A 25,772-nucleotide genomic window follows, 5' to 3' on the forward strand; every position below is an offset into this window, starting at 1 on the left:
GTAGCGGGTCCTCAGACGCCCGTCGCCTCGGCGTGCAGCGCCATCAGGTGCTCCACCTCGGCCCGCGAGCCCAGCATCACCGAGATTCGCTGGTGCAGGGAGGTGACCTCGGCGTCGAGGATGTGGCCCTGGCCGTCGAAGGCCGCGCCCCCGGCCTGCTCCACCAGCATGGACATAGGGTTGGCCTCGTACATCAGCCGCAGCTTGCCGGCCCGGTCGGGCTCGCGGGCGTCCCACGGATAGAGGAACACCCCGCCGCGCACCATGATGCGGTGGACGTCGGCCACCATCGAGGCGATCCAGCGCATGTTGAAGTTCTTGCCCCGCGGCCCCTCTTCGCCGGCCAGGCAGGCCTCGACATAGCTGCGCACGGGCGTGGCCCAGTGGCGCAGGTTCGAGGCGTTGATGGCGTACTCCTTGGTCTCGTGCGGGATGGTGATCGCGTGCGCCGTGGGGACCCACTCGTCGTTGAGCGGATCCAGGGTGAAGGCGCGGACCCCGTTCCCCAGGCTCAGGACCAGGGTCGTCTGGGGCCCATAGACCACATAGCCGGCGGCCACCTGGTTGCGGCCGCTCTGCATGAAGTCGGCCGTGGCCGCCGGCCTCGGGCCGTCGGCGCGCGGCGCCGGCAGGATGGAGAAGATGGTGCCGATGGAGACGTTGACGTCGATATTGCTCGACCCGTCGAGGGGATCGAACAGCAACAGGTAGCCGCCCTCCGGGCCGACCTCGCGCACCGGATAGATGTCGTCCATCTCCTCCGAGGCCATGGCGACGAGGCCGGGGGCCTCGGCGCAGCGCTGAAGCAGAATCTCGTTGGAGATGACGTCCAGCTTCTTCTGCACCTCGCCCTGGACGTTCTGGCTCTCCAGGGCGCCGAGGATCTCGCCGGCCGCGCCGCGGCGCACCAGGGCGCTGATCTGGCCGCAGGCCTCCACCACCGAGGCGATCAAGGCGGTGAGGCGCGGATCGACCGCGTCGTGGGCGAGAAAATCATCAAGCTTGATCAAGACCGATCACCTCCGAAGTCGCCCTGGCCGGGCTTAAGGCCCGTAAGACCACAAGGGCGGGAGGGACGACAACCCCATCCTCGCCCGCGGCGCCCATGCCAGGGCGCGATCTCGCCGCGCGGCGGCGCGGGCCGGCCCAGGCTGGCGGCTTGACCGCCCGGGCCTAACGGGCGAAAGCGCGGATCATGAACATCCTCCTCGTAGGTTCGGGCGGGCGCGAACACGCCCTGGCCTGGAAGATCGCGGCCTCGCCGCTCCTGGGGCGCCTGGTGATCGCGCCCGGCAATCCCGGCATGGCGGCCCTGGGGGAGCTCCGGGCCATCAAGGCCACCGACGTTCCGGCCCTGGTGGCGCTGGCGAAGGAGATCGCCGCCGACCTGGTGGTGATCGGGCCCGAGACCGCCGTCGAGGCGGGCCTGGCCGACGCCTTGGCCGAGGTTTCCATCCCCTGCTTCGGCCCGACGGCTTTCGCCGGGCAGCTGGAAAGCTCGAAAGCCTTCACCAAGGCTTTCTGCGACCGCCACGATCTCCCGACCTCGGCCTATGGGGTGTTCGAGGACGCGGCCAAGGCCAAGGCGGCGCTCGACCGCTTCAAGCCGCCCTACGTGATCAAGGCCGACGGGCTGGCGGCGGGCAAGGGCGTGGTGATCGCCGAAGACCGCGCGACGGCCGAGGCGGCTATCGATGACACCCTTGGCGGCCGCTTCGGGACCGCCGGCGCGCGGGTGGTGATCGAGGAGTTTCTGGTCGGCGAAATCGGCTCGCTGTTCGCGCTCTGCGACGGCAAGACCCCGATGCTGTTCGGCGGCGTCCAGGATCACAAGCGGGCCTACGATAATGAGCAAGGCCCCAACACCGGCGGTATGGGCACCTATTCCCCCGCCCCCGTCTTCACCCCGACCCTTATGGAACAGACGCGCGAACGCCTGGCCGAGCGGGCCTTCGCCGGCATCGCGGCCGAGGGCGCGCCCTATCGCGGCGTGCTGTTCGTCGAGTTGATGGCGACGGCCGAAGGGCCGAAGCTGGTGGAGTTCAACGTCCGGTTCGGCGACCCGGAATGCCAGGTGCTGATGCTGCGGCTGGAAAGCGACCTGGTCCCCTACCTGCTGGCCTGCGCCACCGGAACCCTGGACCAGATGTCCGCCCCGGTCTGGCGCGACGAGGCCGCCATGTGTGTTGTGATCGCCGCCGAGGGCTATCCGGACGCGCCGAAGACCGGCGCGGCCATCACCGGCGCCGAGCAGGACTTCGGGCAGGACGTGATGGTCTTCCACGCCGGCACGAGCCGAGACGCCGACGGAACCCTGCGGGCCAGCGGCGGCCGGGTGCTCAATGTCTGCGCTCGCGCCCCCACCCTCAGAGAAGCCCGCGACAAGGCCTATGCGGCGGTGGCGAGGATCGATCTGCCGGGCGGATTCCACCGCTCGGACATCGGCTGGCGCGTGCTCGGCAAGCCCGCCTGAATCTTCGAAGTTCTGGTACGCAGATCGCCTCTTGCCTTGCCGCGGGGGCAGGGGGATCGGTATGGTGTTTTCAAACACGCGTAAGAGAACAAGGGGAACGCTCATGGCCGACGCAGACGAGCAGGCTCGCGAGCAGCTCAACACCGGCACCAAGGAAGTCGTCGAGAGCCACCGGTTCGACGAGGCCGCTCTGGCCGCCTGGATGGAGGCCAACGTCGAGGGCTATGCCGGTCCCTTGGAGGTGCGCCAGTTCAAGGGCGGCCAGTCCAACCCGACCTATCAGCTGGTGACCCCGGGCAAGAAATACGTCCTGCGCCGCAAGCCGCCGGGCAAGCTGCTGCCTTCGGCCCACGCGGTGGACCGTGAGTACAAGGTGATCACCGCCCTGCACACCACCGGCTTCCCGGTGGCCAAGTCCTGGGGGCTCTGCACCGACGACAGCGTCATCGGCACCATGTTCTACGTGATGGACATGGTGGAGGGCCGCATCCTCTGGGACCAGAGCCTGCCGCAGTACGAGCCGGCCGAGCGGCACGCCATCTACATGGCCAAGCTCAAGACCCTGGCCGACCTGCACAACACCGACTACGAGGCCATCGGCCTGGGCGACTACGGCCGGCCCGGCAACTATATGGGCCGTCAGGTCGACCGTTGGACCAAGCAGTACAAGGCCAGCGAAACCGAGCACATCGAGGAGATGGAGCGGCTGATCACCTGGCTGCCCCAGAGCCTGCCCGAGCAGGAGCGCACCTCCATCGTCCACGGCGACTACCGCCTCGACAACATGGTGCTGCACGCCACCGAGCCGCGGGTCGTCGCCGTGCTGGACTGGGAGCTCTCGACCCTGGGCGAGCCCCTGGCCGACTTCACCTATCTGCTGATGAACTGGGTCAATGGCGGCATCTCGGCCATCCCGGACCTCAAGGCGCACGGCATCCCGACCCTCGACGAGTATGTCGCCGAATACTGCCGGCTGACCAATCGCGAGGCCCTGCACGACCTCAACTGGTTCTTCTCCTACAACATGTTCCGGCTGGCCGGGATCTGTCAGGGGATCGTGGGCCGCGCCCGCGACGGCACGGCCAACAGCCCGCAGGCCGCCGCCATGGCCCTGCGCGTGCCGTTGCTGGCCAAGGCCAGCTGGACCTACGCACAGAAGGCCGGGGCTAAGGCCTGAGCGCCCGGTCGAGCAGCGCCTCCAGCGCGGCCTCGTCCTCGAACACCGCCTGGACCGGCCAGGCGGTGATCCGCGCGCGCCAGTCGGTCGGCAGGCGGGCCCAGTCCTTCTCGGTGGTCACCAGACCCGCGCCGAAGGTGGCCGCCCGTTCGGCCAGGCGGCGCAGGGTGGCCTCGTCATAGGCCATGTGGTCGGGGAAGGGCGCGAAGTCCTTCAGGTCGCAGCCGGCGGCCTGCAGGGAGCGCTCCACCTTCCACGGCTTGCCGACCCCGGCGAACCCCACCTGCGGGCCTGATGGCGGCGGGGCGACGGGCGCCAGGCGGGCGATCAGCACCGGCTTGCCGGGGAACATCGCCATCAGTTCGGGATCGGGCGCCTCCAGGTCCGAGGGCAGCATCAGGATCACCGCATCGGCCCGGGCCAGGCCCACGGCCAGGGGCTCGCGCAGGGGACCGGCCGGGAACACTGCGCCGTCTCCGAGCGGCCATTCGTTGTTGCGCGTCTCGCCGTCCACCACCACCAGGGACAGGGACTTCTTCACCGAGGGGTTCTGGTGGCCATCGTCCATCACCAGGGCCTGGGCGCCGGCCCAGGCGGCGGCCAGGGCGCCCTTGGCCCGGTCGCGCGATATCCAGATCGGCGCGTCGGCCGCCAGCATCAGCGGCTCGTCCCCCACCTCGGCGGCGGCGTGCTTGGCCGGGTCCACCTGGACCGGACCCTCCAGGGAGCCGCCATAGCCCCGCGACAGGCCCTGGGCCTCCACATGCCGCGCCCGCAGGCGTTTCAGCAGCTCGCGCACCACCGGGGTCTTGCCCGTGCCGCCCGCGGTGAGGTTGCCGACGCAGATCACCGGGACGCCGGGATCGAGGGGAACGGTCCGCGCGATCCGCCGCGCCGTCACCGCCGCCCAGATCCAGGATGCCGGCTTCAGCAGGGTCCGCGCCACCGGCGCCGGCGCGCCGTCGCGGACGTACCACCATCGGGGCGTGGGCAGCTTCATGCGGGCAGCAGAGGTTCGAGCAGGGTCATGGCCCGGTCCAGGGCGCCTTCCTGGCTCTCGGCGTAGGCCAGGGCCGCCTCGCCCATGCGCTGGCCGATCCGGGGATAGTCCGCCAGGCCCCTCAGGTGACGGGCCAGGGTGGTGGCGTCCGGCGCCTCGATCGCCGCGGCCAGGGCCAGGAGGTCGGCGTAGAGGGCGGTGGCGTTGAAGGCGTGGGGGCCGGTGAGGATCGGCCGCGCCAGCCGCGCGGGCTCCAGGGGATTGTGCCCGCCGATCCGGGGCAGGAAGGCGCCGCCCATCACCACCACGTCGGCCAGGCAGTAGAGCAGGCCCATCTCGCCCAGGGTGTCGGCGACATAGGCGGTGGTCGCCGCCGTGAGCGCCTCGCCCGCCGCCCGCCGGGCCGTCTGGAAGCCGGCGGTCCGCAGCAGGGCCGCCACGGCCTCGCCCCGGGCGGGATGGCGCGGGGCTATCACCAGCAGGCTGTCGGCCAGGGCCGCCTCACGGACGGCGGCGATGACGATTTCGTCCTCGCCCGCATGGGTGTTGGCGGCGAGCACGACGCGGCGGTCGCCGGCCGAGGCCTTCAGCCGGGCCAGCTCGGCGGCGTCGCAGGGCAGGGCGTCGCCCACCGTCTTCAGGTTCAGCAGCGGCCCGGTGCGGGCCCCCAGGGCCTGGAGCCGCGCGGCCGTCTCCGCCTCCTGCGGCAGGATCAGGTCGAAGGCGCCCAGCAGGGCGGTGGCCGCGCCGCGCATCCGGGCCCACCCGTCGGCGCTGGCCTGGGTCATCCGCGCCGAGATCAGGGCGAGCCTCACCCCGCGCTCACGGGCGCCGAGGATCAGGTTGGGCCAGAGTTCGCTCTCCACCAGAATCCCGAGGCTTGGCCGCCAATGATCGAGGAAGCGGGCCACGGCGCCGGGCGCGTCCACCGGCGCGTATTGGTGGATCACGCCCTCCGGCAGCCGTTTGGCCAGCAGATCGGCCGAGGTCCGGGTCCCGGAGGTCACCAGCAGGGTCAGGCCCGGACGCGCGGCCAGGGCTTCCACCAGGGGCAGGAGGGACATGGTCTCGCCCACGCTCACCCCATGCAGCCAGACCAGGGGACCGTCGGGGCGGGGAAGGCCGGAGCGCCCCAGCCGCTCCTCCAGGCGGGCCGCGTCCTCCTTGCCCGCCTTGACCCGCCGCCGCAGCAGCGGCCGGGCGCAGGGTTCCAGGAGGCCTAGGGCGGCGGCGTATAGGGTGAGGGAGAGCGGGCGTCTCACACGGCTTCCGCGGGCGAGAGGCGGCACACCTCCGCCCCGCCCATCTCCACCTGCAGGGTGCAGTGGCCGATGTTGAAACGCTTGGCCAGGCCCTCACAGGCGGCGTGCAGGAAGGCGTCGCAGTCGGGATTGGTCGGCCGGGTCAGGTGGGCGGTCATGGCCGTCTCGGTGGTGCTCATGGCCCAGACGTGCAGGTCGTGGACGTCGGTGACCCCGGGCAGGGCCGTCAGCCAGGATCGCACCTCGCCCACGTCGATCCCCTTGGGGGCGGCGTCCAGGGCCAGGTTCACCGAGTCCTTCAGCAGGCCCCAGGTGCCCAGCACGATCACCACGGCGATGCCCAGGCTGAGCGCCGGGTCGATCCAGCCCAGGCCGGTCAGGGCCATGACGCCCGCGCCCACCACCACCGCCAGGCTGACGGCGGCGTCGCTGGCCATGTGCAGGAAGGCGCCGCGGACGTTCAGGTCGTCGTGGCCGCGCATGAACATCAGGGCCGTGGCGGTGTTGATCACCACCCCGATGGCCGCGACGATCATCACCGGCAGGGTGGCGACGTCGGCGGGTTCGGCGAAGCGGCGCACCGCCTCCGAGGCGATCACCCCCACGGCCACCAGCAGCAGGACGGCGTTGGCCAGGGACGCCAGGATGGTGGCCTTGCGCAGGCCGTAGGTGCGCCGCGCGCTCGGCGCCCGGCGGGCCAAGATGGTGGCGCCCCAGGCCAGCAGCAGGCTGAGCACGTCCGAAAGGTTATGGCCAGCGTCGGCCAGCAGGGCCAGGGACCCCGACCAGAGACCGGCCCCCACCTCGGCCAGGACGAAGCCGAAGTTCAGCGCCACCCCGATGGCGAAGGCGCGGCCGAAGTCCTTCGGCGCGTGGCTGTGGCCATGATCGTGCGCATGGCCGTGGGCGCCATGATCGTGGTGGTGATCATGGTCGTGGTGGGAGTGATCGTGGTGATCGTGGGCCATGCCCCTATGTCTCACCGAGCGGGCGGCGGATCAATCCGCCGCCACCCGGGACTCCGCCTGCCGGGTGGCCGCCGAGAGCTTCGAGGCCCAGTCGGCGGTCAGGGCCTCGATGGCCGCGTCGTCGGCGTCGGCGGGGACGTAATAAGGGCCTTCCCAGATCGCCGAGCCCTTGCCGAAGGGGGCGGCCACCATGGCGGTGTCCCAGCTCCCGAGCCGCCTGGCCGGAGAAGCCGCCAGGCCCACCAACAGCACCGGCGCCCCGGTGCGCTTGGCGATCTGCAGGGCGCCGGGCGCCATCACCTCGTTGGGGCCGCGCGGGCCGTCGGGGGTGACGATCAGCACCCCGCCGCCCTTCACCCAGGCCATGGCCTCGCGGAAGGCGGCCACCACGGCCCGGGCCTTGGCCGAGTCGCCCTTCTTGGCCGAGGAGGCGCGGATCGAGGGAAAGCCGTTGTGGGCCATGGCCTGGGCGAAGAACTCGCCGTCCGCCGAAGGCGACACCAGGCAGTGGGCCAGCTTGGTCTGTTTGAGGATCGGGGCGACGGTCAGCGCCACCGGGATGCGCCCGTGCCAGAGCAGGGCGATGACCCCGGGTTCGGCGCGCAGGACCGCATTGGCGCCCTCGAGGTTCTCGTGCCGCCAGCGCACGCTGTGGCGGATCAGGCTCATATAGCCCGCCAGCACCCAGCCGAGGAACGCCTGGACGGCGGGTCTGCGGATGAACTTCTTCACGCCGCGGTCTCGGCCTCGAGATCCTGGCTGCGCGCCAGGCGGGCGTAGAGGCCGCGCTTCTTGATCAGGGAGCCGTGGTCGCCGGTCTCCACCACCCGGCCCTTGTCGATCACATAGATGCGGTCGGCGCCGCGCACGGTGGACAGGCGGTGGGCGATCAGGATGGTGGTGCGGCCGGCCATCAGGCGGGCGAGCGCCGCCTGGACCTGGGCCTCGCTCTCGGTGTCCAGCGCGCTGGTGGCCTCGTCCAGCAGCAGGATCGGGGCGTCCTTCAGGAAGGCTCGGGCGATGGCGATCCGCTGCCGCTGCCCCCCCGACAGCCGCGCCCCGGCCTCTCCCACCAGGGTGTCGTAGCCGCCCGGTAGCGACAGGATGAACTCGTGGGCCGCCGCCGCGCGGGCCGCGACCTCGATCTCCTCCTGGCTGGCCTCGGGACGCGCATAGGCGATGTTGGCCCGGATCGTGTCGTCGAACAGGAAGGGCTCCTGGGTCACCAGGGCGATCTGGGCGCGCAGGGACGACAGGGTCACGTCGCGGATGTCGGTCCCGTCGATGGTCACCCGGCCGGCGGTGGCGTCGTAGAAGCGGGGGATCAGGTTGAGGATGGTGGTCTTGCCGCCGCCCGAGGGCCCCACCAGGGCGACCGTCTCGCCGCGATGGACCTCCAGGGTGACGTCCTGCAGGGCCGGGGGACCGTCGGCGTAGGAGAAGCCGACGCCCTCGAAGCGGATGGTGGTGTCGCCGCGCGGCAGGGCGCCGGCGCCCGCGTGCTCGCGCACCTCCGGCTCGACGTCCAGGGCCGCGAACAGCCGCCGCGCGGCGCTCAGGCCCTCGGCCATCACGGTTTGCAGGTTGGAGAGCTGGCGCAGGGACTGGGAGGCCAGCCCCAGGGCCAGGATGAAGGCCATGAAGGCGCCGACGTTCATGGCGCCTGACTGCGAGCGCCAGCCGGCATAGGCGATGACCGCGGCGGTGATCAGGGTCATCACCAGCTCGGTGGCCGGGGCGGCGCGGGCCCGCGCATTGGCGCCCTTCACCAAATGCTTCTGGCGGCGCTGCACCACCTCGGCGACCCGGGCCTCCTCATAGGATTCGCGGTTCTCGATCTTCACCACCCGCACCCCGTCCAGGCTCTCCATGATCGCTGTCGACAGCGCCGAGGTCTCGGCCATGGCGCCCTTGGCGGCCTTGGAGGTGCGCTTGGAGAACCGGCGCATGATGAAGCCGGTGATGGGGGCCGCCGCCACCAAGGTGAGCGACAACAGCAGGTCGTTGGAGACCATCACCGTCACGGCCCCGATAACGGTCAGCAGGTGCTGGGTGTAGTTGATGACGCCCGAGGTCGCCGCCTCGCGGATCAGGCTGGCGTCGTAGAGCACCGAGGAGACATAGGCCCCGGAGTGCTGGGTGCGCAGGTGGGCCAGGTCGGCGCGGACCAGCTTGCCGAAGAGCTGCACCTGGACGTCGCCCACCACGGCGTTGCCGATCTGGTTGACCAGGGAGGCCTGGATCACCTGGGCCAGCGCCCGGCCGATGGCCAGGGCGCCGATGGTCAGCGGCACCATCACCAGGGCGCCGGGCTTGTGGTTGACCAGCAGGTCGTTGATGGCCGGCTCGAAGATCTGCACCAGCTTGGCCGAGAGGAAGGCCACGGCGATGGCCGCCACCATGGCGGCCGTCCAGGCCTTCCACCGGGGCCGCATATAGACCCTGGCGATCCGCGCGATCAGGGTGCGGGCCGGAAGCTCGGCGGCGTCGGAGACAGGCGCAGTCATCGTCCTTGGGGTCGGCTGTCAGGGCGGCGAAGTCAAGCGGCGGGCTGTCGCGGCGGTCTTTCGCAAGGGCGCACAAACGCCTAGTTAGGGGGCAGTCTTCTGGAGCGCCCCTTGGCCGAATTCGATCTGAAATCCCCCGGCGGGCGGCTTTCCACCACGCTGAACTACCTGTGGAACGACCATGCCTATCTGCGGCTGGCCTTTTCCAACGCCCACTGGGTCAGCGACGAGCTGGTGCGCACCAACCAGCCCTGGCCCTTCCAGCTGGCCGAATGGAAGCGGCGCGGGATCAAGACCATCATCAACCTGCGGGGCGGGTTCGACGCCAGCTTCCACGCCCTGGAGAAGGACGCCTGCCAGCGCCTGGGCCTGAAGATGGTGGACTTCACCATCACCAGCCGCGAGGTCCCCAGCCGCGCCCGGGTTCATGGCGCGAAGGAGCTCTTCGAGACCATCGAATATCCGGCCCTGATGCACTGCAAGTCCGGGGCGGACCGGGCCGGGATCATGAGCGTCTTCTACATGCACTTCCGGCAGGGCAAGCCGATCCGCGAGGCCCTGGAGCAGCTGTCGCTGAAGTACCTGCACATCAAGCACGGCAAGACCGGGGTGCTGGACTACACCTTCGAGCGCTACCTGGCCGAGGGCGGGCCGAAGGGTCAGACCTTCCTGGAATGGGTCGACAGCCCGGCCTACGACGAGGCGGCGATCAAGGCCGACTTCCGCAGCGAGATGTGGGGCCGGTTGCTCACAGAGGGCCTGCTGAAGCGGGAATAGGCCTCAGCGGCCCTTGTTCAGGTTCAGGTACTCCACCAGCCGTTCCTTATCGCGGCTGATCTGGTCGCCGATGGTGTTGTCCAGATCGAGCGTCGCGTAGCGGATCCAGGCCTCCGATCCCAGCTTGTCGCGGGCGAGGTTCAGGGGTGTCTTCCAGAAGTGGTAGCTGGCCCAGGCCAGGCCCAGCCCGAGCACCAGGGCCACGCCCTGGAACAGGCGGAAGGCCCAGGGGGCCGCGGCGATGGTCTGGCCGGTTTGCAGGACCAGCAGAGCGATCCAGGCCGCCAGGATCAGCACCACCAGGATGCCGCCGGCCCAGTTGATCCAGTAGCGTTCGCGGCGCACCCGCCACATCTCCACCTGGATGAACTTCTCCAGATATTCCATGCGCTGGGCCACCCACATCATCAGCCGCACCAGATAGGCCGAGCGCGCGCCCCAGGCCTTGCCGGCGTTGACGTGGCGGGTCTCCTCCTGGTCGGGCAGGGCGCGCAGGGTAGTGTAGAGGTTCTGCAACTCCCGGGTCCGCTGGACGATGAGCCGCGACAACTCGTAACTGCGGTTCTCCAGGCTGATCCGGTACTGCTGGAAGACCAGCGCATTGATCCCGGCATAGACCGGCAGGATCAGCAGCATGGTCGCGAGGATCGCCGCCACCTGGGCCAGGCCGCCCAGGCCCATCCCCGCCACCATCGCCGGTCCCTCCACGGCCATCAGCCAAAGACAGAAGAGCGCCAGGGCGAGCAGGACCCGTTTGGCGGCCACATAGCCCACAAGGGAGCCGAAAAAGGCCCGGCCATAGCGGCTGATGACGTCGCGGATGTCCCGATCGCCGGGAAAGCGCTCGTCGATGCTGGCTTCGTAGAAGTCGTAGAAGCGGTCGGGCTTGCGGGCGTGTTCCGAGAACGGGAACATGTCCAGCGGGGTGTTGTAGTAGCGGTCGATCTCGGCGCTGAGCTCGGCCTGCCGCTCGGGACTGGGATTGATGTAGTCGGACTCGGAGATCTGACCGAGTTCGTGACGGGCGCGGCTGGTGGCCGGCTCGGAACTCTCGCCGCTCATGATCGTGATCCCCGAACTTCCGCCGCCCAGATTAGGGCAAGCGGAAGTTGAGGGCCAGACGGCTCGCCGCAGACGAGAGCCCGCCGGTGGCGGTCTAGTGCTGGTGCTCGTCCTTGTCGGGGTCGAGCAGCTTGTGGGCGTGGATGATGAAGTAGCGCATCAGGGCGTTGTCCACCGTCGACTGGGCCTTGGTGCGCCAGGCGGCGACCGCCTCGGCGTGGCTGGCGTAGGCGCCCACCAGGTCGACCTTGGAGAGGTCGCGGAAGGTGTTGTGCTCGAGGTCTTCAAGTTCGCCGCCGATGACGAGGTGCAGGAGCTGCTTATCGGGCATGGCTGAGGTTTTCCGAGATGAATCAATTCCTCAAGGCGATATGCGAGACCCGGTTAAGGATCAATGGCGCCAATCGCGGCGCGGCGCAGACAAGGCTCGGTTGCGAGGGATTGGCCCGGTTGTAGGCGAAGGGCTGGCCCAGGTGGTCGCCGCAATAGGCGCCGGCCTCGCGGGCGATCAGGTCGGCGGCGGCCAGGTCCCAGTCGCTCTTGCGCACGATGGCGATCGCGGCGTCGAAGGCCCCCGAGGCCACCAGGCACATGCGGTAGGCTGTGGAGTTGCGGGCCTCGATCCGCATCGCCGGCCAGGGCTCGGGCCAGGCGGGATGCTCGAACATCCGCTGGTCCCCGATCATGCCGCACCCGTGCACCAGGTCGACGTCGCTGGCGCGGATGGGTTCGCCGTTCATGAAGGCGCCCTGGCCGGCGATGGCGGTGTAGGTCTCGCCGACGTCGGGGGCGAAGACCACGCCGGCGATGGGCAGGCCGTCCTCCACCACGGCGACGGACACCGCCCACCAGGGCCGGTCGCGGATGAAGGCCCGGGTGCCGTCGATGGAGTCCACCACGAACAGGCGGCGGTTGGCCAGGCGGTCGGCGTTGTCGGCGGTCTCCTCAGACAGCCAGCCGTAGTCGGGCCTGGCCCCGCGCAGGCGCTCGGTCAGCAGGGCGTCGGTGGCGAGGTCCGCATTGGTGACCTGGGTCTTGTCAGCCTTGATCTCCACCGACAGGCCCTCGCCCCGCAGGCGCAGGGCCAGGTCTCCGGCCTCGCGGGCCGCGGCGACGATCAGGTCGAGGTCCGCGCCGGCTCGGCTCATTTACCAGCTATGGCCAGGCCGTCGACGAGGATCGAGGGCGCGTTGGCCGAACCCCGGAACTCCAGGTCCGAGCCGGGGATCAGGCGGGCGTAGATGTCGATCAGGTTGCCGGCCACGGTGATCTCGGTCACCGGATAGGCCAGCTCGCCGCCTTCGAACCAGAAGCCCGCGCAGCCCACCGACCAGTCGCCGGTGTTGGCGTTCAGCGAGGGGCCGAACATCGAGGTGATCAGCACCCCCTTGCCCGCCTGCGCCATCAGGTCCGCCTGGTCCTTGTCCCCGGGAAGCAGGGTCAGGTTGGTGGTGCTGACGCCGGGAGGGCCGGCGAGGCCGCGGGAGGCGTGGCCGGTGGTCTCCAGGCCCAGCTGCCGGGCCGAGGAGGAGTTCATCAGCCAGGTGGTGAGCACGCCGTCGTCGATCAGGTTCCAGGCGCGGTTGGCCACCCCCTCGTCGTCGAAGGGAGAGGAGCCCAGGCCCCGAACCTTGTGCGGGTCATCGGTGACCGTGATCCCCTTGGCGAAGATCTGCTGGCCCAGCCTGTCCTTCAGGAAGGAATTGCCACGCGCGATGGAGGGCCCGGAGATGGCGCCGATCAACGGCCCGATCAGGGACATGGCCAGGCGGTTCTCGAAGATCACGGGGGCGGTGGTGGAGTCGATCTTTCGGGCCCCAAGCCGGGCGGCGGCCCGGCGGCCAGCCTCGGCGCCGATGCTCTCCGGTGTGGGCAAGTCGGATTGCCAGCGGGTGGAACGGCCATCATAGCCCCCCTCCATCTCGTCGCCCTCGCTGGCGATCACCGAGACGCCGATGGAATAGCTCGAGGCGCGGTGCACGCCGGAGAAGCCGCCGGAGGTCACCAGCCGCCACTGGCCGGAGGAGGTGGAGGCCGATCCGCCGTCGGAATTGGTGACGCGGGGCATGGCGCGGCCGGCGTCCTCGGCGGCGCGGGCGCGGTCCTCCAGCTGTTCGGGGGTCGGCTCGGCGGCGTCATAGAGATCAAGGTCGGGGAACGGGCCCCTGGCCAGGCGGGTGGGGTCGGCGAGACCGGAATAGGGATCCTCGGGCGCCAGGCGGGCCATGGCCACGGCGCGTTCCACCAGCTTGGCGCGGGCGTCGGCCGAGATGTCGGAGCCCGACACGGTGGCCTGCTGCTTGCCAACGAAGACCCGCAGGCCTAGGTCGCGCGACTCCTCGCGCTCCACCTCCTCCAGCTTGCCCAGGCGGACATTGATCCCAAGGGCGGCGCGCTCGGCGCCCACGGCTTCGGCGCTATCGGCGCCGGCCTTCAGGGCGGCGGCGACGACATCGGCTAAGAGGCTCTCTTCCATGCGGTGGATATGGCCGGGCGGAGGCTCCGGGGCAAGCCCGGCGCCCTCTCGTGCGCGCGACGGACGGCGAAACCGCCTCCACTTTCGTCTGTCACGCTCAGGCGATGGCGTAGAACAGCAGGGCCACGCCGATGAAGACATAGGCCAGCCAGGTCATCAGGACGCCGATCGCCCGCGGGAACGAGGTGCCGCCGCTGTTGGACAGACCCACCGCGTGCAGGCCGCGCCCCACGAACATCACGAAGCCCGCCAGGTGGATGGCCAGGGTCGGGGCGTTCACCAGCGCCAGGACGGCGAGGCCGGCCATGGCGGCGGGGATGTATTCGGTGGCGTTGCCGAAGGCGCGGATGGCCTGGGCCAGCTCCGGAATGCCCTCGTCGCCCAGGGCCACCTTGTGCTTCTGGCGCTGGCGCACCACCAGCAGGGACAGGACCAGCACCAGGAACATGTGCAGCCCGACCCAGAGGGCCGCGGCGTTGCCGGATGTCGATGTCACTGCGTCCATGGTCTCAGTCCCTCGGCCCCCCCGGGCTGGCGCGCAGTTGGGGTCGGAAATCGGCAAAGGGCAAGCCTATGCACCCCTAGGTGACAGGCGCTCCGCCGCCGGGCAGGCCAAGCCTGGACCACTTTTCGGTCACCAGCTTCACCGTGGCCTCGTCCATGCCCAGCTTCTCGCCCCACTCGCGATGGGTCTCCGGCGGCCACTTGTTGGTGGCGTCCAGGCCCACCTTCGACCCCAGCCCGCTCTCGGGCGAGGCGAAGTCGAGATAGTCGATGGGGGTGTTCTCGATCAGGGTGATGTCGCGGGCCGGATCCATGCGGGTCGACAGGGCCCACATGACGTCCTTCCAGTCGCGGGCGTTGATGTCGTCGTCCACGACGATCACCCACTTGGTGTACATGAACTGCCGCAGATAGCTCCAGACGCCCATCATCACGCGCTTGGCGTGGCCGGGGTAGGCCTTCTTCATGGAGACCACGGCGATGCGGTAGGAGCAGCCCTCCGGCGGCAGCCAGAAGTCGACGATCTCCGGGAACTGCTGGCGCAGCAGGGGGATGAAGACCTCGTTCAGCGCCTCCCCCAGCACGCTGGGCTCGTCCGGCGGCCGGCCGGTGAAGGTGGTCAGGTAGATGGGGTTCTTCCGCATGGTGATGGCGCTCACCTGGAAGACCGGGAACTGTTCGACGGAGTTGTAGTAGCCGGTGTGGTCGCCGTAGGGGCCCTCGTCGGCGTACTCGTCCAGCAGGACGTGGCCCTCGATGACGATCTCGGCCTCGGCCGGCACCAGCAGGGGCACGGTCTTGGCGGCCACCAGTTCCACCTTGGCGCCGCGCATCAGGCCGGCGAACTGGTACTCTGAAAGCGTGTCAGGCACCGGGGTCACGGCGGCCAGGATGGTGCCGGGATCGGCCCCGATCACCACGCAGGCGGGCAGGGGCTCGCGCTTGCCGGCGCTCTTCCAGCGGCGGTGGTGCTGGGCGCCGCCGCGATGGGCCAGCCAGCGCATGATGGTGCGGTCCTTGGACAGCACCTGCATCCGGTAGATGCCGAGATTGTAGTCGTCCTCCCGGTCCTCCGAGGGGCCCTTGGTCACCACCAGGGGCCAGGTGATCAGAGGGGCGGGCTCGCCGGGCCAGCAGGTCTGGATCGGCAGCTTGGAAAGGTCGATCTGGTCGCCGGTCCAGACGATCTCCTGCACGGGCGCCTTCTTCACCGTCGCCGGGCGCATGGCCATGATGGTCTTGGCGAGCGGCAGCATGTCCCAGGCGTCCTTCAGGCCGCGGGGCGGTTCGGGGCTGCGCAGGAAGGCCAGCAGTTCGCCCACCTCGCGCAGGTCGGCGGCGGTTGTGCGCTCGCGGCCCTCCAGGGTGACCCCCATCGCTACCCGCTTGACGGTGCCGAACAGGTTGACCAGACAGGGCATGCCCGAGGGCTCGCCGTCGGCGCGGGTGACGTTCTCGAACAACACTGCCGGCCCGCCCGTCGCCAGCATCCGGCGCTGAATCTCGGTCATCTCGAGGACCGACGAAACAGGCTCCTTGACCCGCACCAGCTCGCCGGCGGCTTCCAGCTTGGCGATGAAGTCCCGCAAGGACCGATAGGCCATGAATGCTCCCAGAGATGTGCGGGCGGAAGCTAGGGCCGGGGCGCGCGTCTGTCACCCTTTGCGGCCGGCGAGCGGCGGGCTAAAATCCAGCCCATGAAACGCCTCGACCTTGACGACCTGCCCCCCAAGCTCGCCCAACTGCTCACCGGTCTGGCGGAGGGCGAGGAACTGCTGCTGGTCCAGGACGGCATGGTGGCCGGTCACCTGACCGGCGGCGCCCCCGTGCCCGCAACCACCGGCGAGCCCGAACCGCCGCCGGAGGAGCAGGCCTCGGAGATCTTCGAGCAGTTCCGGGCGATGATGGAAGACGAGTTCTAGACCTTCGCGGCGTCGAACTCCTTGACCCACTTCTTCGGCGCGATCTCCCGCCAGCGGCGGTCCAGGAAGTTGCGGAACGAGCCGGGATGCAGGCTGTCGATCCGGGCCAGGACGGCCGGATAGTCCTTGTAGTGGGCGGTGATGTGGAAGGTGGCGGGCTCGGCCTCCATCAGCATCTCGCGCTCGTCGAAGCTGATCCCGGTGAGCACCATGCTCTGGTCGTCGCGGCGCAGGCGGGTGAAGAACTTGCCGTTCACCTTGAAGGCCGGCGAGCCGTAGGACATGCCCTCCTCGACGCCTGGAAACGACAGGACGATCTCGCGCATTTCGTCGGCGGTCATGGAGTCCTCGTGTTTTGTGGGCGACCCGAGCGGGCGAGCCTCCGTGGAGGTCCTGAGTGGGGCTGCCTGGCGCTTGGAAAGAAGTTCGGCGTCATCGCGCCAGCATAGCCCCGGGTCTCAGCCCTGGGCCAGCGCGGCTCGCCGACATCGCTCAACACCATGGCGTAGGGCCAGCTCTGGCCGTCGCGCTCGGCATAGCTGGAGACGATCTTGTGGTCGGGGTTCACATGGCCCAGGTCCACGTCCTCGTGCGGGAAGACGACGATGCGGCGGGTGTCGATGCAGACCACCAGCTCGAAGCCCTCCAGCACCCGCCGCGACATGGCCTTGATGCGGGAATAGTAGGGCTCCCGTTTCCAGGCCATGGGGCTGGCCGGATCGACGATGACGTTGAGCCGCCGGCCGTCCTTCTCGGTGTACATCAGGAAGCGGGCGCGGTCGGGCCGCCAGGCCGCGTCCAGCTTCTCGCTATCCAGCCACAGGCACATGAAGCCGACGCAGGGCGGCGGACTAGGACGTTCCCGTGACGGTGTCTTATCGGCCCGGCGCAGGTCCGGAGAGCTGCAGCGACAGGAAGTCCAGAGCATCATCAATTGGGATAAAGAAATTGATGCCGCGCGGCGCCTTCTCCTGCCCGACGCCCGAGACGGTGACCCCCACCACTTCGCCCTTGGCGTTCAGCAGTGGTCCGCCGCTGTTGCCGGGGTTCACCACCACGTCGCTCTGGATGTAGCGATAGCCGTCCAACACGCGATTACCGGAGACGACGCCCTGGGTCAGGCTGCCCTGCAGGCGCTTGTCCAGGGGTGTGCCGATGGCGAAGACCGTGTCGCCGGGCTGGACCGCGCCACGGCGCAGGGGCAAGGGCTGGCGACCGCGCGGCTCGGTCTTCACCAGGGCGATATCGCGGCCCAGGTCGGTCCGCACGACCTCGCCCACGGTTTCGATCCCGTCCGACCACTTGACCTTCAGATATTTCGAGGCGCCCACCACGTGACGATTGGTCAGCAGATGTCCGTCGCGGGACACGAGGAAGCCGCTGCCCATGCCGTCGCCGGTGAACAGGACCACCACGGACCCCGAAACCTCGGCCAACGGACGGGGTGACGCTGAGGCCTGCGGCAGGACAATGGGCGGACTCTGCTTCGGGGCCCTGGGCGCAGATACGGAGGGACCGGCGCTCAGCACGGCGGCGCGAAAGGCGTCCGTGGCCGCCAGGGCCCGGACATTCTCGGCGAATACCTTGGTGAGCATTCCAAGGACGATTTCGGTCTGGGGGTCCTTGATGTCTACTCGGGTCTCGGTCGGAATCTTGGCCAGGATGCGGGACTCGACGGGCGAATAGATCTGCCACTCCACGGCCATCTGGGCGGAGCCCACAGCGGCCGCGTCCTTGAGTTCGAGCTTCCGGTCCCGGGCTGTGAAGCCGGCGCAGGCCATGATGGAGATGTCGGTGACCAGGGCTCCCACTTGGAGTTCGGCCCCGTCATCCCCTTCCTTGAAGAGATTGTTGGGATCCCCCGCGACCTCAAAGCCGAGCGCGGTGAGTTCGTCCCGGAAAGCGCGATCGAGCAGCGGATCCTTGGCGTAGGAGTCGCGCTCGGAGTCCCAGGTGGCCAGATTGTCCTCGGGGCACTTCCGGCCCCACATGATCAAGGCCCAGGGTTGCCCCTGCTTCATGCTGTCGCCGACCCGGGCGAGGGAGACGCTTCGCGGCTTCGAGCCGGGACCTAGGGGTTTCGCCACAACCTCCGGCGGCCGGGGTTCTGAAAAAACGGAAAGTGTTTGCCCCCACGCCGCGGAGCCCCACCAGATCATCATCGCGGCCAGCGCCGCCAAGCCCTTCCACATCGCCGTCGCCCCCGCTCCTTAGCCTCCGGACTTCAACCTTAGGTCGCTTAATCCTCGGTGAACACCGCCAGCTCATTCCCGCTGGGGTCGCGGAAGTGGAACCTCCGGCCGCCGGGGAAACTGAAGATCGGCTTGAGGATCTCGCCGCCCGCGGCGGTCACCTTGGCCAGCATGGCCTCGATGTCGGTGGTGAAGATCACCACGAGGGGCGCCTTCGGAAGCTCGGCCGGGTCGGCCTGGAAGCCGCCGTCCAGGCCGCTGTCGCCGAAGGCGGCGTAGGTCGGGCCGTAGTCGGTGAAGGTCCAGCCGAAGGCCTGGCCGTAGAAGCTCTTGGTGGCCGGCAGGTCCGTGCCCGGCAGCTCCACGTAGTCGATCTTGCCGTCTTCGCGCATTTCGGTCGCCGCTTTCAGTTCCGTGTTTGTTCTTTTCTAAAAGCTCAATCCGAGAGAGTCCAGACGCAGGTTTTCTTCACCTCACGGTCCTCCAGCTCGCGGGTGGTGGCCACCTGGTATTCGGCCAGCTTGGTGAGGCCCGAGCGGGGGAAGTAGGAGCGGCCCGGATCGCCGATCAACACGGTGGCGCCAGCCGCGCGCGCGGCGATCAGGAAGGCCATGACCGCGTCGGTCATCGGCTTCTCGTAGCAGATGTCGCCGGCCAGGATGACGTCGGCCGCGGGCGCCGGCGACTCCAGCAGGTTGGCGTCGGTGAAGTCCACGGTGACGCCATTGGCCTGGGCGTTCAGCGACAGGGCCGCGCCGCAGAAGCCGTCGATGTCGGCGGCCAGCACGCTCGTCGCGCCGGCCCGCATGGCCGCGATCCCGACGATGCCGGAGCCCGATGCGAAATCGATCACCCGCTTGCCCGCGACGATCTCGCGGTTATCCAGGACGTAGCGCGCCAGGGCCTGGCCGCCGGCCCAGGCGAAGGCCCAGAAGGGCGGCGGCAGGCCGATCTCGGCCAGGGCCTCCTCGGTCATCCTCCAGATCGGGGTAATCTCGTCGGCGAGATACAGCTCCAGCTCCGGCGTGTGGGGCGGGGCCTGCAGCCGGGTGTTTTCGAGGATGAAGGCGCGACGGCCCTCGAAGCTGGGATCGATCATCCCCTCGCTTAGCGTTCGGGCTTCCCGGCCGCCAGCGACAAGACCTTCAGATAACCGCCGGGCTCGATCAGCATCCCCTCGGCGGCGCCCGAGGCCACCAGGGCCCGGTGCGCCCGGGGCAGCTGGTAGCAGGGCAGGTGCATGAACATGTGATGTTCGCAGTGGTAGTTCACATAGTAGGGGGCCAGCAGGGCGCGCTCGATCAGGTTGGCCTTGGTGGTCCGCGCATGGCGCAGGGGATCGGGCTCGTCCTTGGGGATGCAGGCGTGCTCGGCGATGTTCCTCAGCCGCGTGATCATTGGATACCAGGTGGCCTGGGGCAGGACCCACAGCACCGGCCAGGCCCACCAGGCGTCGAAGGGGGCGCCGATGGCGGTGATGACCACGCCGCCCAGCAGCCAGCGGCGCTTGCGGCGGACCTCCTCGGCCAGGATGGGCAGCAGGGGCTGGCCCGGCTTGCGGGCCTTCAGCCGCGCCACCAGGTCGCCGAACCGCTGCTTGAAGAAGGTCTGGCCGGTGAGGTCGCGCACCAGCTTGCGGCGCAGCGACAGCCGGGTGATCGGGAAGGGCGCTGACAGCCCCAGGTCCGGGTCCTCTGCCTGCTGGGCGAAGCGGTGGTGGGTCAGGTGATAGGGGCGGTAGCGCGCCAGGCCGCCGCCGGTCAGCCACTCGCCGGCGAGGTCGTTGACCTTCAGGTTCTTGTGCAGGGCGCCGTGGGCGGCGTCGTGCATCAGGATGGCCAGGCCCAGCTGACGGCCGCCGATGATCATGATGGCCAGCGGCAGGGTCAGGGGCCAGACCACCACCATGGCGCCGGCCGCCAGGATCACGATCCAGGCGTGGGCCACCAGGGCCAGGCCTCTCCAGTTGGAATGGGCGGCCAGGCGCGCGAAGTCGTCGGGCGCGAAATAGGTCTTGGGATCGACGCGTGCTGCGGCTGCCATCCCGTAATTATCCCACAAGATTGATCGCCGAAACAGCGTGACCCTGGGTCACGGACGGCCTTGGGCGCGGGGTTTTGAAGGGCTAGGGTCGCGGCGACCTTCGGAGAGACCCATGCGCCACCGCCTCGCGATCCTCGTCCTCGCCATGACCCTCGCCGCCGGCGGCGCCCAGGCGGCCAGCTTCAACTGCGCCCGCGCCCGCCAGGCCGATGAGCGCGCCATCTGCGCCAACCTGGCCCTCAACGACCAGGACGTCCGCCTGGCCCAGCTCTACGAGATCACCCAGCACCTGGTGGCCATGGGCCAGCGCGGCACGATCCAGGACGACCAGATCCAGTGGCTGCAGGCGCGCCACGCCTGCGGCGCCAATCGCGCCTGCCTGACCCGCGCCTATGCTCGCCGCATCGACCAGCTGAACCAGGTGCTTCAGCACGTCTACAGCCAGGGGCCGTTCTAGCGTGCTTGCTTGGAACGTGACGGGCGCCTGAACCGGTATCCACTTCAGGCTGTCACGTTCTAGATCGAAGACGCGGGCCCCGCCCACATCCCGGCGGCCAGCGCGATCACCAGCATCAGGCCCGCCAGGCTGTTGGATTTGAACAGCGCCAGGGCCGCGGCGCCGTCGCCGACGTCTAGCCGGGCCGCTTGGCGCGAGAGATGGGCGCCGAACAGGGCCGCCGGCGGCAGGAACAGGGGGCCGAGCCCACCGACCCAGGCGGCGGCGAGCGCCAGGACGAAGGCCGCCACATAGAAGCCCAGCACCGCCTTGGGCGCGGCCGACCCCAGCCGCAGGGCCGAGGACTTCACCCCGGCCAGCGCATCGTCCTCCAAGTCCTGGACGGCGTAGATGGTGTCATAGCCCAGGGTCCAGAAAATCCCCGAGGCGTAGAGCAGGACGGCCGGCCACTCGATCCGCCCGGTCGCCGCCGCATAGCCCAGCAGGGCGCCCCAGTTGAAGGTCAGGCCCAGCCAGGCCTGCGGCCACCAGGTGATCCGTTTCATGAAGGGATAGGCCGCCACCAGGCCGAGGGAGGCGACCCCCAGGGCGATGGCCAGCAGGTTCATGGTAAGCAGAATGGCGAGCGAGACCAGGGCGCAGGCTGCCAGGAAGGCCCAGGCCTGTTTGACGCTGATCTGCCCGGACGGGATCGGGCGGTTCGCGGTGCGGGCCACCTTGGCGTCGAAGTCGCGGTCGACGATGTCGTTATAGGCGCAGCCGGCCGCCCGCATCAGGGCCGCGCCGACGAAGACCTTGAGCATCAGAAGGGCGTCTGGCCACTGGCGGTCCATGGCGCCCGCCAGCGCGATCCCCTGCCAGCCGGGCAGCATCAGCAGCCAGATGCCCGTGGGCCGGTCGAAGCGGCCGAGCTTCAGCCAGGGGCGAAGGGCGACGGGCGCGAACCGGTCCACCCAGTTGGCGGCGTCGGCGTCAGGAAGGTGTGAGACAGCGGTCATCCTGGCCCCCGCATACCATACCGTGGCTTTCGCGCCGCAGTCACAATTTGGCGTAACGCCGTCGCTTGACGCGGGAATCCCGCCCGCCTAGCTTCCCGGCTCCACAGACGACGTGACCGGAAAGGAGGGTCAGCAAAGATGAAAGTCATCCCAGCCACCGCCCTCGCCGCACGCGCCGCCGGGTCTTCCTGCTGACCTGAGATTTCCCCGCGCCGCGCACCCTTAGCGCCCGCTCCAAGGACGTCTCCCGTGTTCGCCGACCCGCGCTGGAAGCCCCAGTCGCTCCCCTTTTTCCATGACGTCGCCGATGCGCGGACTCTCGCTGCATCTCCCGCCGTCATCGCACTCCGACGGCTCCAATGACCGATATCCACGATGAGGACGAAAATCGTCCCCGCACCCTGACCAACACCCAGGTGATCGCCTTCATGGCGGGGCACTGGATGGGCGAGCCCCGGCGGTTCGCCCTGATCGCCCTGCTGATGCTGGGCTCGACGGCCTGTGACCTGTCGATCCCCTGGGCGACGCGGGGGCTGATCGACGCGGTGGCGACGCCCACCTCGCCCACCGACAAGGCCTGGATCGCCTGGGCCAGCCTGTCGGGCCTGTACCTGGCCTTCTACAGCCTGCGCAGCGGCATGTTCCGCCTGTCCAACGGCTACTATTCGCGGATCATGGCGCGGATGGTGACCCAGGCCTTCGCGCGGGTTCAGGCCTTCTCCGCCGACTGGCACGCCTCCAACTTCGCCGGCGCCACGGTGCGCCGGGTCAGCCGGGCCATGTGGGGCTATGACAGCGCCTCGGACGCCCTGCTGTGGATGCTGACCCCCACCCTGATCGTGCTGTCGGGCCTGGCCATCTCCATCGGCCTGAAGTGGCCGGTAGCCGGCGTGTTCGTGGCGTTGCTGGTGGTGGCCTTCGCCATCTTCAACATCGTGGTTTCGACCCACTATATCCGCCCGGTGAACCTGGCCTCGACGGCGCTGGACTCCCAGATCGGTGCCAACCTGGCCGACGCCATCGGCGGCAATCCGGTGGTGAAGGGCTTCGGGGCGGAGGCCCGCGAGGAGAAGCGGTTCAGCGATCACGTGGCTGTCTGGCGCGCGGCCCAGCACCGGACCTGGAACAGCTTCAACACCGTCAGCTGGGGGCAGAACCTGTTCCTGGTGGTCCTGCAGGCGGGCCTGACCGGGCAGCTGGTCCATGCCTGGAGCCGAGGTGACGCGACGCCGGGTGACGTGGCCTTCGGCATCACCTCCTTCATCGTGATGGCCGGCTATATGCGGAACTTCAGCGAGATCACCCGCATGCTGCAGAAGGGCCTGGACGATATGGTGGACGTCGCCACCTACATGCGCACCGAGCCGCAGTTGGCCGACCGGGCCGACGCCGCGCCGTTCCGGGGCGAGCTGGGGGAGGTGGTCTTCGACCACGTCACCTTCGGATATGAGAACGCCGCGCGGCCGCTCTACCAGGACTTCAGCCTGGTGGTGGCGCCGGGGGAACGCGTGGCCCTGGTGGGGCCGACGGGGGCGGGGAAGTCCACCTTCGTCAAGCTGCTGCAGCGGCTGTACGACGTGCAGTCCGGCCGCATCCTGATCGACGGCCAGGACATCGCCCGGGTGACCCAGGGCTCCCTGCGGCGCGCCATCGCCGTGGTGCCCCAGGATCCGGCCCTGTTCCACCGGACCATCGGCGAGAACATCAGCTACGCCCGCCCCGAGGCCACCCAGGAGGAGATCATCCTGGCCGCCAGGCGCGCCCGCGCTCACGAGTTCATCGCCGGACTGCCTCGCGGCTACGACACCCTGGTCGGCGAGCGCGGCGTGAAGCTGTCGGGCGGTGAGCGCCAGCGGGTGGCCATTGCGCGGGCTTTCCTGGCGGATGCTCCGATCCTGGTCCTGGACGAGGCCACCTCGTCCCTGGACGTGGAGACCGAGCGCCAGGTCCAGGCGGCCATGGAGGAGCTGATGGTCGGCCGCACCACGGTGGTCATCGCCCACCGCCTGTCCACCATCCGCGGCGCCGACCGCATCCTGGTGTTCGAGGGCGGCCAGCTGGTGGAGGAGGGCCGCCATGCCGACCTGGTGGCGAGGGGCGGCGCCTATGCCCGCCTGCATGCTGTGACGGAGGGCGGCGCGTGACCGAGCACTATGAAGAGGCCGACGAGTCCGCCAACCGGGTGCTGAGCAACCGCCAGGTCCTGGGCTTCATCGTCGGCTACTGGCTGCGCCGGCCCTGGCTGCTGGCCGGCACCCTGGTGACGACGCTCGCCGCCATCGGTTTCGACCTGGCCATGCCCTGGGCCTCGGGGCGGCTGGTGGACGCCGTGGCGGCGGGACCGTCGAGCGCGGACCTGGCCTGGGTGGCCTGGGGGATGTTCGTCGGCGTCTATCTGGCCGCCTCGGTGATCCGCAACCTCTCGACGCGGTTCTGGATCCCCCTGGCGGCGCAGAACATGCGGGAGATGACCGACGAGGGGTTCGAGAAGGTGCAGTCCTTCTCGGCCGACTGGCACGGGGACAACTTCTCCGGCGCCACGGTGCGCAAGCTCAGCCGCGCCATGTGGGGCTATGACGTGGTCTCCGACGCCGTGGTCATGTGGTTGGGTCCGGCGCTGGCGGTGCTGATCGGCCTGTCGGTGATGATGATCCTGCGCTGGCCGATGGTGGGGCTGTTCTCGCTCGGGACGGTGGTGCTCTACATCGCCTCGAACATCTTCCTGACCACCAAGTTCGCCCGGCCGCTGAACCTGAAGTCGGTGGGGCTCGACAGCCGCATCGGCGGGGCCCTGGCCGATTCCATCGCCTCCAACGCCACCGTCCGGGGCTTCGGCGCCGAGGACCGCGAGGCCGCGCGGATCGCCGGCGTCACCGAGTTGTGGCGTTTCAACATCATCCGCACCTGGAGCCGGTTCATGGACATCTGGCTGGTCCAGAACCTGGTGCTGGTGCTGCTGCAGGCGGGGCTCACCGGCCTGCTGCTGCGGCTCTGGGGCCGGGGCGAGGCGACCGCGGGCGACGTGGCCTTCGGGGTCACCTCCTTCATGTTGATGAGCGGCTATCTCCGCAACATCGGCGACAATATCCGCATGCTGCAGAAGGGCCTGGACGACGTCGAGGACGTGGCCCGCTACTCCAACCTGTCGGCCCAGGTGGCCGACGCTCCGGGCGCGCCGCCCTTCGCCGGCGAACTGGGGGAGGTGGTCTTCGACCGGGCCACCTTCGGCTACAAGTCGGCCGAGCAGCCGCTCTACCGCGACTTCTCCCTGACCATCGCGCCGGGGGAGCGGATCGCGCTCGTCGGGCCGACGGGGTCGGGCAAGTCGACCTTCGTCAAGCTGATCCAGCGGCTCTACGACCTCGATGAGGGCCGCATCCTGATCGACGGCCAGGACGTGTCGAAGGTGACGCAGGGTTCCCTGCGGCGCGCCATCGCCGTGGTGCCCCAGGACCCGGCCCTGTTCCACCGGACCATCGGCGAGAACATCAGCTACGCCCGGCCCGAGGCCACGCGCGACGAGATCGAGCTGGCGGCCCGCCGCGCCCGGGCCCACGACTTCATCACCCGCCTGCCCAAGGGCTACGACACCCTGGTGGGGGAGCGGGGCGTGAAGCTGTCCGGCGGCGAGCGCCAGCGGGTGGCGATCGCCCGGGCCTTCCTCGCCGACGCCCCCATCCTGGTGCTGGACGAGGCGACGTCGTCCCTGGACGTGGAGACCGAGCGGGAGGTGCAGGCGGCCATGGAGGAGCTGATGGTGGGCCGCACCACCATCGTCATCGCCCACCGCCTGTCGACGATCCGGGGCGCCGACCGCATCCTGGTCTTCGAGAACGGCCAGGTGATCGAGGAGGGCCGCCACGCCGAACTGGTCAGCAAGGGCGGGGCCTATGCCCGGCTGCACGCGGTGACCATGGGGGCGGGATGAGCTGCCCTAATTGCTTCCCCTCCGGG

Annotated in this window: 26 protein-coding genes; 7 read left to right on the forward strand and 19 right to left on the reverse strand. The window is 69.5% G+C overall.

The window, feature by feature from the left end; genetic code table 11:
• Positions 1–11: 11 nt before the first annotated feature.
• Positions 12–1,010 (reverse strand): class 1 fructose-bisphosphatase, encoded by a 999-nt coding sequence (locus ACO06I_RS20940; protein WP_421934553.1) that lies wholly within the window; start codon positions 1,008–1,010, stop codon positions 12–14.
• A gap of 185 nt (positions 1,011–1,195) precedes the next feature.
• On the opposite strand from ACO06I_RS20940, the gene purD reads away from it, so the two are divergent.
• Together purD and ACO06I_RS20950 are read left to right on the forward strand one after the other, a co-directional pair.
• A complete protein-coding gene (gene purD, locus ACO06I_RS20945) occupies positions 1,196–2,473 on the forward strand; it encodes a phosphoribosylamine--glycine ligase (protein ID WP_421934554.1) in 1,278 nt (425 codons plus the stop codon).
• Positions 2,474–2,576: 103 nt separating this feature from the next.
• Positions 2,577–3,650: a phosphotransferase family protein gene (locus ACO06I_RS20950; protein ID WP_421934555.1), complete on the forward strand. Its 1,074-nt coding sequence runs from the start codon at positions 2,577–2,579 to the stop codon at positions 3,648–3,650.
• Here the strand turns inward: ACO06I_RS20950 and lpxK are convergent.
• Genes lpxK through ACO06I_RS20975 form a run of 5 tightly spaced genes read right to left on the reverse strand, consistent with a single transcriptional unit; the run spans position 3,640 to position 9,387 of the window.
• Complete coding sequence (gene lpxK, locus ACO06I_RS20955; protein WP_421934556.1) at positions 3,640–4,650, reverse strand: tetraacyldisaccharide 4'-kinase; 1,011 nt, start codon at positions 4,648–4,650, stop codon at positions 3,640–3,642. The two genes, ACO06I_RS20950 and lpxK, sit on opposite strands and share 11 nt — an antisense overlap.
• Positions 4,647–5,912 (reverse strand): 3-deoxy-D-manno-octulosonic acid transferase, encoded by a 1,266-nt coding sequence (locus ACO06I_RS20960; protein WP_421934557.1) that lies wholly within the window; start codon positions 5,910–5,912, stop codon positions 4,647–4,649. Before ACO06I_RS20960 ends, lpxK begins: the two co-directional genes overlap by 4 nt.
• Complete coding sequence (locus ACO06I_RS20965; protein WP_421934558.1) at positions 5,909–6,880, reverse strand: cation diffusion facilitator family transporter; 972 nt, start codon at positions 6,878–6,880, stop codon at positions 5,909–5,911. Before ACO06I_RS20965 ends, ACO06I_RS20960 begins: the two co-directional genes overlap by 4 nt.
• A 30-nt stretch (positions 6,881–6,910) precedes the next feature.
• Positions 6,911–7,612, reverse strand: a complete 702-nt coding sequence (locus ACO06I_RS20970) for a lysophospholipid acyltransferase family protein (protein ID WP_421934559.1) — start codon at positions 7,610–7,612, stop codon at positions 6,911–6,913.
• Positions 7,609–9,387: an ABC transporter ATP-binding protein gene (locus tag ACO06I_RS20975; RefSeq protein WP_421934560.1), complete on the reverse strand. Its 1,779-nt coding sequence runs from the start codon at positions 9,385–9,387 to the stop codon at positions 7,609–7,611. Before ACO06I_RS20975 ends, ACO06I_RS20970 begins: the two co-directional genes overlap by 4 nt.
• 111 nt (positions 9,388–9,498) lie before the next feature.
• On the opposite strand from ACO06I_RS20975, the gene ACO06I_RS20980 reads away from it, so the two are divergent.
• On the forward strand, positions 9,499–10,164 hold the full coding sequence (locus ACO06I_RS20980; protein ID WP_421934561.1) for a fused DSP-PTPase phosphatase/NAD kinase-like protein: 666 nt from the start codon (positions 9,499–9,501) through the stop codon (positions 10,162–10,164).
• 3 nt (positions 10,165–10,167) lie between these two features.
• On the opposite strand, the gene ACO06I_RS20985 is transcribed toward ACO06I_RS20980, so the two are convergent.
• The 6 genes from ACO06I_RS20985 to ACO06I_RS21010 form a co-directional block, all read right to left on the reverse strand.
• The gene (locus ACO06I_RS20985; protein ID WP_421934562.1) at positions 10,168–11,226 is read right to left on the reverse strand and encodes a hypothetical protein; all 1,059 of its coding nucleotides are present in this window, start codon (positions 11,224–11,226) and stop codon (positions 10,168–10,170) included.
• 94 nt (positions 11,227–11,320) lie between these two features.
• A complete protein-coding gene (locus ACO06I_RS20990; protein ID WP_421934563.1) occupies positions 11,321–11,557 on the reverse strand; it encodes a DUF4170 domain-containing protein in 237 nt (78 codons plus the stop codon).
• A 22-nt stretch (positions 11,558–11,579) separates the two neighbouring features.
• Positions 11,580–12,374: a 3'(2'),5'-bisphosphate nucleotidase CysQ gene (locus tag ACO06I_RS20995; protein WP_421934564.1), complete on the reverse strand. Its 795-nt coding sequence runs from the start codon at positions 12,372–12,374 to the stop codon at positions 11,580–11,582.
• The gene (locus tag ACO06I_RS21000; RefSeq protein WP_421934565.1) at positions 12,371–13,702 is read right to left on the reverse strand and encodes a TldD/PmbA family protein; all 1,332 of its coding nucleotides are present in this window, start codon (positions 13,700–13,702) and stop codon (positions 12,371–12,373) included. The genes ACO06I_RS20995 and ACO06I_RS21000 overlap by 4 nt, the downstream gene beginning before the upstream one ends.
• Before the next feature lie 97 nt (positions 13,703–13,799).
• The gene (locus ACO06I_RS21005) at positions 13,800–14,207 is read right to left on the reverse strand and encodes an MAPEG family protein (RefSeq protein ID WP_421934566.1); all 408 of its coding nucleotides are present in this window, start codon (positions 14,205–14,207) and stop codon (positions 13,800–13,802) included.
• 76 nt (positions 14,208–14,283) lie between these two features.
• Complete coding sequence (locus ACO06I_RS21010) at positions 14,284–15,810, reverse strand: UbiD family decarboxylase (RefSeq protein ID WP_421934567.1); 1,527 nt, start codon at positions 15,808–15,810, stop codon at positions 14,284–14,286.
• Between the two features lie 93 nt (positions 15,811–15,903).
• Between ACO06I_RS21010 and ACO06I_RS21015 the strand changes: the two genes are divergently transcribed.
• Positions 15,904–16,128, forward strand: coding sequence for a hypothetical protein (locus tag ACO06I_RS21015; RefSeq protein ID WP_421934568.1), 225 nt, complete (start codon positions 15,904–15,906; stop codon positions 16,126–16,128).
• Here the strand turns inward: ACO06I_RS21015 and ACO06I_RS21020 are convergent.
• The 6 genes from ACO06I_RS21020 to ACO06I_RS21045 form a co-directional block, all read right to left on the reverse strand.
• Positions 16,125–16,469, reverse strand: coding sequence for an MmcQ/YjbR family DNA-binding protein (locus tag ACO06I_RS21020; RefSeq protein ID WP_421934569.1), 345 nt, complete (start codon positions 16,467–16,469; stop codon positions 16,125–16,127). The two genes, ACO06I_RS21015 and ACO06I_RS21020, sit on opposite strands and share 4 nt — an antisense overlap.
• Positions 16,466–16,957 (reverse strand): hypothetical protein, encoded by a 492-nt coding sequence (locus ACO06I_RS21025; protein ID WP_421934570.1) that lies wholly within the window; start codon positions 16,955–16,957, stop codon positions 16,466–16,468. Before ACO06I_RS21025 ends, ACO06I_RS21020 begins: the two co-directional genes overlap by 4 nt.
• A 46-nt stretch (positions 16,958–17,003) precedes the next feature.
• Positions 17,004–18,149: a S1C family serine protease gene (locus tag ACO06I_RS21030; RefSeq protein ID WP_421934571.1), complete on the reverse strand. Its 1,146-nt coding sequence runs from the start codon at positions 18,147–18,149 to the stop codon at positions 17,004–17,006.
• A gap of 218 nt (positions 18,150–18,367) precedes the next feature.
• Positions 18,368–18,712, reverse strand: coding sequence for a VOC family protein (locus ACO06I_RS21035; protein WP_421934572.1), 345 nt, complete (start codon positions 18,710–18,712; stop codon positions 18,368–18,370).
• A 44-nt stretch (positions 18,713–18,756) separates the two neighbouring features.
• Positions 18,757–19,419 (reverse strand): class I SAM-dependent methyltransferase, encoded by a 663-nt coding sequence (locus tag ACO06I_RS21040; RefSeq protein ID WP_421934573.1) that lies wholly within the window; start codon positions 19,417–19,419, stop codon positions 18,757–18,759.
• 8 nt (positions 19,420–19,427) lie between these two features.
• Positions 19,428–20,363, reverse strand: coding sequence for a fatty acid desaturase family protein (locus ACO06I_RS21045; protein ID WP_421934574.1), 936 nt, complete (start codon positions 20,361–20,363; stop codon positions 19,428–19,430).
• Positions 20,364–20,475: 112 nt separating this feature from the next.
• Here ACO06I_RS21045 and ACO06I_RS21050 point away from each other — a divergent pair, with 112 nt between their 5' ends.
• Positions 20,476–20,820, forward strand: coding sequence for a lysozyme inhibitor LprI family protein (locus tag ACO06I_RS21050; protein ID WP_421934575.1), 345 nt, complete (start codon positions 20,476–20,478; stop codon positions 20,818–20,820).
• Between the two features lie 59 nt (positions 20,821–20,879).
• Here ACO06I_RS21050 and ubiA read toward each other — a convergent pair whose 3' ends face one another.
• On the reverse strand, positions 20,880–21,818 hold the full coding sequence (gene ubiA / locus ACO06I_RS21055) for a 4-hydroxybenzoate octaprenyltransferase (protein WP_421934576.1): 939 nt from the start codon (positions 21,816–21,818) through the stop codon (positions 20,880–20,882).
• A 359-nt stretch (positions 21,819–22,177) separates the two neighbouring features.
• On the opposite strand from ubiA, the gene ACO06I_RS21060 reads away from it, so the two are divergent.
• On the forward strand, positions 22,178–23,962 hold the full coding sequence (locus ACO06I_RS21060) for an ABC transporter ATP-binding protein (RefSeq protein WP_421934577.1): 1,785 nt from the start codon (positions 22,178–22,180) through the stop codon (positions 23,960–23,962).
• Positions 23,959–25,746, forward strand: coding sequence for an ABC transporter ATP-binding protein (locus ACO06I_RS21065; RefSeq protein WP_421934578.1), 1,788 nt, complete (start codon positions 23,959–23,961; stop codon positions 25,744–25,746). The genes ACO06I_RS21060 and ACO06I_RS21065 overlap by 4 nt, the downstream gene beginning before the upstream one ends.
• The last annotated feature ends 26 nt before the right edge of the window (positions 25,747–25,772 follow it).

The sequence above is a fragment of the Phenylobacterium sp. genome, from assembly GCF_965229015.1.
Classification (GTDB): domain Bacteria; phylum Pseudomonadota; class Alphaproteobacteria; order Caulobacterales; family Caulobacteraceae; genus Phenylobacterium.

Excerpts from the sequence above, each read along its gene's own strand:
- purD (WP_421934554.1), top strand. The coding sequence starts at position 1,196 with ATGAACATCCTCCTCGTAGGTTCGGGCGGGCGCGAACACGCCCTGGCC.
- ACO06I_RS20950 (WP_421934555.1), top strand. The coding sequence starts at position 2,577 with ATGGCCGACGCAGACGAGCAGGCTCGCGAGCAGCTCAACACCGGCACC.
- lpxK (WP_421934556.1), bottom strand. The coding sequence starts at position 4,650 with ATGAAGCTGCCCACGCCCCGATGGTGGTACGTCCGCGACGGCGCGCCG.
- ACO06I_RS20965 (WP_421934558.1), bottom strand. The coding sequence starts at position 6,880 with ATGGCCCACGATCACCACGATCACTCCCACCACGACCATGATCACCAC.
- ACO06I_RS20975 (WP_421934560.1), bottom strand. The coding sequence starts at position 9,387 with ATGACTGCGCCTGTCTCCGACGCCGCCGAGCTTCCGGCCCGCACCCTG.
- ACO06I_RS20985 (WP_421934562.1), bottom strand. The coding sequence starts at position 11,226 with ATGAGCGGCGAGAGTTCCGAGCCGGCCACCAGCCGCGCCCGTCACGAA.
- ACO06I_RS20990 (WP_421934563.1), bottom strand. The coding sequence starts at position 11,557 with ATGCCCGATAAGCAGCTCCTGCACCTCGTCATCGGCGGCGAACTTGAA.
- ACO06I_RS20995 (WP_421934564.1), bottom strand. The coding sequence starts at position 12,374 with ATGAGCCGAGCCGGCGCGGACCTCGACCTGATCGTCGCCGCGGCCCGC.
- ACO06I_RS21000 (WP_421934565.1), bottom strand. The coding sequence starts at position 13,702 with ATGGAAGAGAGCCTCTTAGCCGATGTCGTCGCCGCCGCCCTGAAGGCC.
- ACO06I_RS21005 (WP_421934566.1), bottom strand. The coding sequence starts at position 14,207 with ATGGACGCAGTGACATCGACATCCGGCAACGCCGCGGCCCTCTGGGTC.
- ACO06I_RS21010 (WP_421934567.1), bottom strand. The coding sequence starts at position 15,810 with ATGGCCTATCGGTCCTTGCGGGACTTCATCGCCAAGCTGGAAGCCGCC.
- ACO06I_RS21015 (WP_421934568.1), top strand. The coding sequence starts at position 15,904 with ATGAAACGCCTCGACCTTGACGACCTGCCCCCCAAGCTCGCCCAACTG.
- ACO06I_RS21020 (WP_421934569.1), bottom strand. The coding sequence starts at position 16,469 with ATGACCGCCGACGAAATGCGCGAGATCGTCCTGTCGTTTCCAGGCGTC.
- ACO06I_RS21025 (WP_421934570.1), bottom strand. The coding sequence starts at position 16,957 with ATGTGCCTGTGGCTGGATAGCGAGAAGCTGGACGCGGCCTGGCGGCCC.
- ACO06I_RS21030 (WP_421934571.1), bottom strand. The coding sequence starts at position 18,149 with ATGAAGCAGGGGCAACCCTGGGCCTTGATCATGTGGGGCCGGAAGTGC.
- ACO06I_RS21035 (WP_421934572.1), bottom strand. The coding sequence starts at position 18,712 with ATGCGCGAAGACGGCAAGATCGACTACGTGGAGCTGCCGGGCACGGAC.
- ACO06I_RS21040 (WP_421934573.1), bottom strand. The coding sequence starts at position 19,419 with ATGATCGATCCCAGCTTCGAGGGCCGTCGCGCCTTCATCCTCGAAAAC.
- ACO06I_RS21045 (WP_421934574.1), bottom strand. The coding sequence starts at position 20,363 with ATGGCAGCCGCAGCACGCGTCGATCCCAAGACCTATTTCGCGCCCGAC.
- ACO06I_RS21050 (WP_421934575.1), top strand. The coding sequence starts at position 20,476 with ATGCGCCACCGCCTCGCGATCCTCGTCCTCGCCATGACCCTCGCCGCC.
- ubiA (WP_421934576.1), bottom strand. The coding sequence starts at position 21,818 with ATGACCGCTGTCTCACACCTTCCTGACGCCGACGCCGCCAACTGGGTG.
- ACO06I_RS21060 (WP_421934577.1), top strand. The coding sequence starts at position 22,178 with ATGACCGATATCCACGATGAGGACGAAAATCGTCCCCGCACCCTGACC.